Here is a 7,793-nt window from a genome sequence, read left to right on the forward strand (position 1 = left end):
AATCAGCTTTCTTTCTGCACAAATTGAGTAAGGTGTTTAACCGCTTCTTCTTCGTCTGAACCTTCCGCGATCAAGGTGATTTCAGTCCCGGAACTTACGGCAAGGCTCATCAGGCCCATGATGCTTTTGGCGTTTACTTTCTTGCCATTTCTTTCAAGGAAAACCTCAGATGAAAAGCGGTTGGCTTCCTGCACGAATAAAGCTGCCGGGCGGGCTTGCAAGCCAGTTTTTAATTTCACTTCTACTTTTTGTTCAAACATGCTCCTTCTCCCCTTTGTTTGTAGATATTTAATGTTTTACAATATCACCGGCACGCAGTTTTTCTGCGATATCATCTATTTTGCGGAGTCTATGGTTGATGCCTGACTTGCTGATAGTCCCCCCTGAAACCATTACCCCGAGCTCTTTCAAGGTGACGTCTTGATAGGTGACCCTCAGCTCAGCGATTTCCCTGAGCTTGTCTGGCAGTATCCCCAGTCCCGCTGACTGTTCGATATACCGGATGTTTTCGACCTGCCTGAGTGCTGCACCTATCGTTTTGTTGAGGTTGGCTGTTTCACAGTTTACAAGCCTGTTGACTGAATTCCTCATATCCCTGACAATCCTTACATCCTCAAACCTCAGCAAGGCTCCATGCGCACCTACCACGTTAAGGAATTCGGTGATTTTTTCCGCCTCTTTAAGATATGTGATGAATCCCTTTTTCCGTTCCAAAGTTTTGCTGTTCAATCCAAAACTGTTCATCAGTTGTGAAAGTGCCTCGTTATGCTCCTGGTACATTGAGAAGATTTCCAGGTGATAGGAAGAGGTTTCGGGATTGTTCACCGATCCTCCAGCCAGGAAAGCTCCGCGCAAATAGGAGCGGCGGCAGCATTTTTTATGGACGAGCTTTGCAGAAATATCATGGATGATGGTGAATCCTTCTCCGAGAATATGAAGGTCTTCAAGGATTTCCTTCGTGTCCTCATTGAGGCGCACGATATAAACATTATTCTTTTTCAAACGCATTTTCTTGCGGACCAGAAGTTCAACTGGTGTGTCAAAATTCTTCTTGATCAAAGAGTAAATCCGTCTCGCGATTGCCGCGTTTTCCGTTTGGATGTTGACGATCAAGGACCTGTTGGCAAAGGATAGCGAACCGTTCATCCTGATAAGAGCGGATAATTCTGCCTTCGAGCAGCAATCTTTCAAGTCGAGATTGGTTAATTCTTTTTTTGTCACTGAAGCAAACGACATCTCTTCACCTCCCTATTACAAAAGCGTAAGCGCCCTGCTCAGCCCCGACAGGCAAATGTTCCGAAGAGAAACCTTTTATCCTCTATGGTTATTTGAAACTGAGGGGGTGGGCGTGGGCACAAGTTAAAATATCCACAGAGTTGGAGCTTATATTTTCCTGTACGAGGACAAACGCTTGCACTCTACGCGTAAGCTATGCCGTTCGTTCCCCTTTTAGGTACAGCGGTTATTATTCATTTTATTCGATGAGGCTTGTCGATGAGTGAAAAAATGATTTCTGCCACTTTTCCGGTATCGTGACGAATGACGCCCTCAAAGTAGGAAATGATTTCATCCTCGATGACTTTTAATCCCATTGAAGATAATTTTTCAAAATCAAAGATGACCGGTTTCGCCATTTCTTCTTCGTAACGGGCTTCAATTTCCTGAGGCACCTGTTCATTGTTTACAATGATGGTATCAATGACACCATCGTGAAGATGATCATAGATAGCCTTCACATGGTCGCTGGCCGTAAAGTCGAGCGTTTCTCCTGCTTGTGTCATCAGGTTGCATATATATACTTTTTGAGCCTTTGCCTTGCTGACTTCCTTGCCGATTTCGGGTACAAGCAAGTTAGGAAGGATACTCGTGTATAAGCTCCCCGGACCGATGACAATCAAGTCGGCTTCCCTAATGGCGCGGATGGTTTCCGAAACCGGAATGATTGTTCCCGGCGTCAGGAAGACTCGTTTGATTTTTTTACCGGAGAATGGGATCTTTGATTCTCCTGAAACAATGGTTCCGTCTTCCATTTCCGCATGAAGTACGACGCTCTGGTTGGCGGATGGCAGCACTTTTCCTTTCACGTTCAGGACCCTGCTCATCTCTTGAATGGCATGGACAAAGTCGCCTGTTATGGATGTGAAAGCTGCCAGGATCAGGTTTCCGAGTGAATGGCCGGATAGTTCATTGGACGTTTCAAACCTGTGCTGAAACATCTGCTCGATAAGCGGCTCCACTTCCGATAAAGCTGCAATGACGTTGCGGATGTCGCCTGGTGGAGGAACATTCAGGTCATCGCGCAGGCGCCCTGAACTTCCTCCATCATCGGCAACCGTTACAATGGCCGTTATATCCAAAGGATATGACTTAAGTCCCCTGAGAAGAACAGGCAGTCCTGTTCCGCCGCCGATGATTACTACCTTGGGATCTATGTTTTTTTTCATGCCAAAGGTTCCCGTTTCTTCTGGATGTCCCTGTGCGTGATTTTGGTCGTATACTCATTCTCGAAGTGGTGGCCGAGATATTCAGCCAGCGCGACGGAACGATGCTGGCCGCCCGTACAGCCGATGGCAATGACAAGCTGGCTCTTTCCTTCCCGTTTGTAGTGCGGCAGCATGAAGGTTAGAAGATCAGTCACTTTTTCAAGGAACTTCTGTGTTTCGCTCCACTTCAGGACATATTTGGAAACATCCTCTTCCAAACCTGTTCTCGGACGCATATGCTCAATGTAATGTGGATTCGGCAGGAACCTTACATCGAATACCAAGTCGGCATCAATCGGGATGCCGTGTTTGAAGCCGAAGGAAATGACATTTACGGTAAAAATGGATCGTTTATTCACCGAGAATTCCTTAAGGATCTTTTCCCGCAGTTCTCTTGGCTTCATAGATGAAGTATTGTAAATGTTTTGGGCACGGCCTTTCAATTCTTCCAGAAGCAGCCTTTCCTGCTTGATCCCTTCCATTGGCAAGCCCGATGGAGCCAGTGGATGGGAACGCCGTGTTTCTTTGTAACGTCTGACCAGGGAAGAATCGTCAGCATCCAGATAGAGGATTTGCGCGCTGACCCAGGAGGATTCCGCCAGGTCATCGAGCCCTTGGATTAAATGGTCGAAGAATTCCCGGCCCCTCAAATCCATTCCCAAAGCGACTTTATTCATCTTGGTCCCTGATTCTTTCATTAATTCAAGGAATTTTGGAAGGAGAGTGGGCGGCAGGTTGTCTACACAGAAAAACCCCAAATCTTCAAAGCTTTGAATGGCAACGGTTTTTCCCGCTCCGGACATTCCGGTTATGATCACCAATTGACCATCGTTAGTTGCACCTGTACTCATGTTCTCTTCCTCCTTGGTTAACTTGGATCCAGTTTATAGGCGAGCAATTTGAAATCCGGTGTATATGTAAAGGTTCCATATATCGTCCCTTTGCCATGCACCATATATTCCAATATATGGCGGTCGCCTTCTGCCATTGGCAGGTTTTTAATTTCTTCCAGGTCGTGCCACTCCAGAATGCCTTCTTCACATTCTGTAAGGTTGACTCCATCGGCCTCAGTAGCGAAAAAGGAAAACATCATCCACTCTGAAACAATTTTGTCGCCTTCTTTTATAATAAAAGTGAAAATCCCTTTAACATCAGCGTTGCGCAGGTAAATACCTGTTTCTTCGCGATACTCCCGAATGACAGCATCACGGATCGATTCGCCTTGCTCCATCTTCCCGCCAGGCGCTACCCACCAGTTTCTCCGCGGTTTCTGAAGCAGAAGCACTTTATCTTCTTTCAAATATAAACAATTCGTCACTCGCTGCATTAACTTCACCTCAAGCTTTACTTCTGTTCGGATTACCGTATTTTTGGTTTTGTCATGCTCCTTATTATACTATGATTGTACCTCCCCCACAATGTTCGAACATTTCACATGTGTGACTAAAAAGTGGAAGCGGCCCTTTCAGCTCCGACAGGCAAATGTTCCTCAGCGAAAAAAGGCGCTCTTCCTTTTATTCTCTTGAGGTTATTTGACCCCGAGGAGCTGAGTCCGTTCCAGTGGGTACGGACCCTCGGCCGCTGCAACTGGATCGATAAAAAGTGGAATCGCCCCGAACAGCCCCGACAGGCAAATGTTCCGAAGAGTAAAAAGACACCCTTCTTTTTATTCTCCTAAGGGTATTAATCCAGAGTAACTAAGTTCGTTTCAGAAGGCATGAAACCTCTGCCATTGAATTTCGTTAAATTATAAATCCTTTTGTACATTAAAGCGCGAAAAGGGACTGCCCTTTTTAATACGTTAGTGTGGTAAAGTAAATGAACAAAAAAAGGGGACACAGGCGGTTCCTGTGTCCTAAAGGGATTTATTTCTTAAAAGGGGGTCAATTTCTTATTATCTATATTACCCGGATTGTGTTGCACTAGTGTTACAGTACGTTTAAGACACGATTACGGATTGTTAATTATTTCTAAACAAAGTTCCGTAATTTTAGACAAAGGTTGTCGAATGGGCAGGAGCCTTGTATTTCTAAGGCTCACTTCCTTTTTCTGTATGTCGGTGCGCAGATTATTCGACAAATTTTTCCGGCAGGATTTATTTACTTGCCTTCTAATTTTTCCTGGAGTTCTTCAACATAATGCTGTGCTGCCTGGGCAGCAATGCTTCCGTCACCAGTCGCTGTTACGATTTGGCGAAGCATTTTTTCACGAACGTCTCCGGCAGCGAAAATTCCAGGAATTTTCGTTTCCATTCTGTCGTTGGTTTCAATGTAGCCCATGTCGTTTGTGATTCCTAGATTCCTGAACGGCTTGGTCAATGGCAGCATGCCGATGTAAATGAACACACCATCTGCATCGAATGGTTTTTCTTCACCGTTTTCAGTGGAAACCAATGTTACGCTTCCCACTTTTCCGTCCTTTTCATTGATTTCTTTTACCGTATGGTTCCAGATGAAATCAACTTTATCGTTGTTGAAGGCACGGTCCTGAAGGATTTTCTGGGCACGGAGCTCTTCACGGCGGTGAACGATTGTCACCTTGTTTGCGAAGCGTGTAAGGTATACTCCTTCTTCGACGGCAGAGTCTCCTCCGCCGACAACCACAAGGTCTTTACCTTTGAAAAATGCACCATCACAAACCGCACAGTAGGATACCCCGCGGCCTCCAAGTTCATTTTCGCCCGGCACGCCAATTTTTTTCCACTCAGCACCAGTCGAAATGATTACGGCACGTGCTTTGTACTCCTTGGATCCCGCTTTAATCGTCTTGTATTCTTCACCGTCAACGATTTCTTTGATATCGCCATAAGCATATTCAGCACCGAATGCTTTGGCATGCTCGAACATCTTGTTAGAAAGGTCCGGCCCCAAAATGTGGTCGAATCCAGGGTAGTTTTCCACTTCTTCCGTGTTGGCCATTTGGCCGCCGGGGATACCGCGTTCCAGCATTAAAGTGGAAAGCGCCGCACGGGACGTATATACAGCAGCTGTCATACCGGCCGGACCTGCGCCGACGATTATGACATCATAAATTTTTTCTTCTGACATAATGAACACTCCTTTGATCGAGGTCTTATTTACAGAAGGCCAGCTTGATTTTTTTCCTAAAAAAAAGGCAGAGCAATCTGTCACTCTATCCCAAACCTGCGCTCTTCTCTGTAAACCCTGCTATTCTGTAGTATTTCCTATCTACTCATATCCTATAAAAAGAAGAGCATATTCGTCCACGAATATGCTCATTTCATCATTTTAAGGCAGATAGACTTCTACTGTCTCAAGATATTTATTCAGAGTGGCCGCCGTTATGCCATATTTCCCCGAAATCAGGGTTTTGGTTTTCTTTTCCCCTCTTAATCTGTGCCAGATATATTCCGTTGCCGCTGCACACCCTTTGGCGTTCTTCAACGACTTCTCAGCCTCAAGCAGTTTGCAGGCTATGCTGAACCAAGTCAGGAATAAGCCGGAATCCACGGCGCTGATTGGGTGGTGCAGCTGATAAAGTTCCATTGCGGTTTCATGGATATGCTTGATTTCTTTACTGCTTTTGATTGCCTTCCTGGAATCTGCATTCAGAATTTCACCAAGATACAGTTTTTCAGAAAGAGTAAAGTCATCAACTGCGCCGAAGTCAGTATGAGTCAGGATTTCTTTTTGGTGCCGCGACACCGAAATCAGGAACAGACCGAACATTCTCTCTTCCGCGTAATCGCTTTTCAGCTTTTTCAGGATGGATGAGACATGGTTTTCAAACCCCTCACTTTGGGGATTTTCTTCATTCCATGGTTCCATTCCGGCTTTCTCCGGATTTTCTTCCAGGACCCTTTTCCAAGCCTGCTGCGCAGTCTGCTCATGTCCTGTTTGATAAGCCGAATGTGACAGCCAATAGTAGAAGCTGGCGTCTCCTTGGAAGCCCAGCTTCTGGAGCGACTTCAGCCATTCGTAGGCTTTTTCATTGCGGCCGATCAGTGCGAAGGTCGCGCCAAGCTTATAACGCTGCTCATAATGGATTGGACGGATTTTTTCCAGCCCTTCGACAAGCTCCTGCAGTTCTTCATGTCTCCGCTGGTAAAAATAAAATACAGCCGTGTTGCAGAGAGCATGAAGGTTGCCTGGATTTTTCTCCATTACTTCTTCAAGCGTTGCAGCTGCTTTTTCAGTATCTCCGAGATAAAAATAGGCGAGCGCCAGGTTATTGTAAGCGGACCAGTATTCTGGGAAGTCTGTGATGACTTCCTGCAGCAGGTCGACCGCCTTCTGGAAGTTTCCCGATTCCAGCAGGTTTCTCGCTTTATCCTGATTGGCAATCAGCTCGTCATGTTCATAGAGCGTATCCAAGGCTTCATCTGAATCCAGTTCAAGAATTTCCAGCAATTCTTCAGCATCCTCGCTGAACTCACCGTATTCCTCTTTCTCCAGGTAGTTCGTCACGTGGGTATAAGCTTCTTTGAACAAGCCAAGGTGCGCATAGTTATTTGCCAGGAAGTAGTGGCATTCTGTCATATGCGGGTCCAGGCTGTCGACGATAAGGTGAAGCAGCTGGTTGGATTGCGTATATTCGCCCATCTCCGTGTGTACAATCGAAAGCTGGCAGGCGATCATCGGCTCCAGCGGTTCAAGCTGAAGAGCACGGTTAAGATATTTTTTTGATTTATTTAATTCCCGGCGGTGGTAAGCCTTGATTCCTTTATTGAAATAGTACTCACCAGTAGGGACAAATGATAAAATTTTGCTTTTATCGTTTCTTGCATTTGAACCTTTTCTCATGAAAGTCCTCCGAAACGTATAGATTAACTACAGTAGTATAACACACATATTTCAGTTGCTAAACCACTGCTGAAGGATATTTGCTGGAAATGAATCCTTTAGCCCGTTAAAAGGGACAGTCCCCTATTGCGCATTAACGCGCGAAAGGGGACTGTCCCTCACTAGCCTTGCACGTGTTACAAAATATGGAAGTCTGTGGATAAAAAATAAAAATGCTTCCCTAAACGCAAAAAAAGCCCTAATGTAGAAGATGCAGGACCATACTTGTTCCCAAATCTTCTACAAAAGGAGCTCATCACAATGAGTAAAAGTATAGGTCATGAGACGTTAATTTGTCAATGTTTAAAGTTATTGCCAACCGAGCACCTTAGATGTCCGCTGCTCGACTACAGAAAGAAGCTTAAAACAGAGTCCTTAATCAAAGTTTTTATCGCTGGCCAGTTAGATCAGTGGAATTCCTACAATCGTATGGAAGAGAAGCTATTCGCCCACCCATCTTTACGCGAGGAATTGGATCTCGATATGATCAGCGGCTCGCAATTAAGTC

7 protein-coding genes and 1 pseudogene are annotated in these 7,793 nt (G+C 45.4%); 1 reads left to right on the top strand and 7 read right to left on the bottom strand.

Annotated features, from left to right (window positions below):
* Positions 1-2: 2 nt before the first annotated feature.
* From B9Z54_RS02025 to B9Z54_RS02055, 7 genes are all read right to left on the bottom strand, one after another.
* Entirely contained in the window at positions 3-260 is a 258-nt protein-coding gene (locus tag B9Z54_RS02025) for an HPr family phosphocarrier protein (protein ID WP_113926863.1), read from the bottom strand.
* Between the two features lie 28 nt (positions 261-288).
* Entirely contained in the window at positions 289-1,236 is a 948-nt protein-coding gene (gene whiA, locus B9Z54_RS02030) for a DNA-binding protein WhiA (RefSeq protein ID WP_113926864.1), read from the bottom strand.
* A 233-nt stretch (positions 1,237-1,469) separates the two neighbouring features.
* Entirely contained in the window at positions 1,470-2,444 is a 975-nt protein-coding gene (locus B9Z54_RS02035) for a gluconeogenesis factor YvcK family protein (protein WP_113926865.1), read from the bottom strand.
* A complete protein-coding gene (gene rapZ / locus B9Z54_RS02040) occupies positions 2,441-3,334 on the bottom strand; it encodes an RNase adapter RapZ (protein WP_113926866.1) in 894 nt (297 codons plus the stop codon). Before rapZ ends, B9Z54_RS02035 begins: the two co-directional genes overlap by 4 nt.
* 17 nt (positions 3,335-3,351) lie before the next feature.
* Entirely contained in the window at positions 3,352-3,810 is a 459-nt protein-coding gene (locus tag B9Z54_RS02045) for an NUDIX hydrolase (protein ID WP_113926867.1), read from the bottom strand.
* Between the two features lie 772 nt (positions 3,811-4,582).
* The gene (gene trxB, locus B9Z54_RS02050) at positions 4,583-5,530 is read right to left on the bottom strand and encodes a thioredoxin-disulfide reductase (RefSeq protein ID WP_113926868.1); all 948 of its coding nucleotides are present in this window, start codon (positions 5,528-5,530) and stop codon (positions 4,583-4,585) included.
* Positions 5,531-5,731: 201 nt separating this feature from the next.
* Positions 5,732-7,246: a tetratricopeptide repeat protein gene (locus B9Z54_RS02055; RefSeq protein WP_113926869.1), complete on the bottom strand. Its 1,515-nt coding sequence runs from the start codon at positions 7,244-7,246 to the stop codon at positions 5,732-5,734.
* A gap of 300 nt (positions 7,247-7,546) precedes the next feature.
* Between B9Z54_RS02055 and B9Z54_RS02060 the strand changes: the two are divergent.
* Positions 7,547-7,793: pseudogene (locus tag B9Z54_RS02060) on the top strand (IS4 family transposase); the annotation flags it as partial.

Origin of the sequence: Bacillus sp. P14.5 (assembly GCF_003316765.1) — a bacterium.
Classification (GTDB): domain Bacteria; phylum Bacillota; class Bacilli; order Bacillales; family Bacillaceae_B; genus Rossellomorea.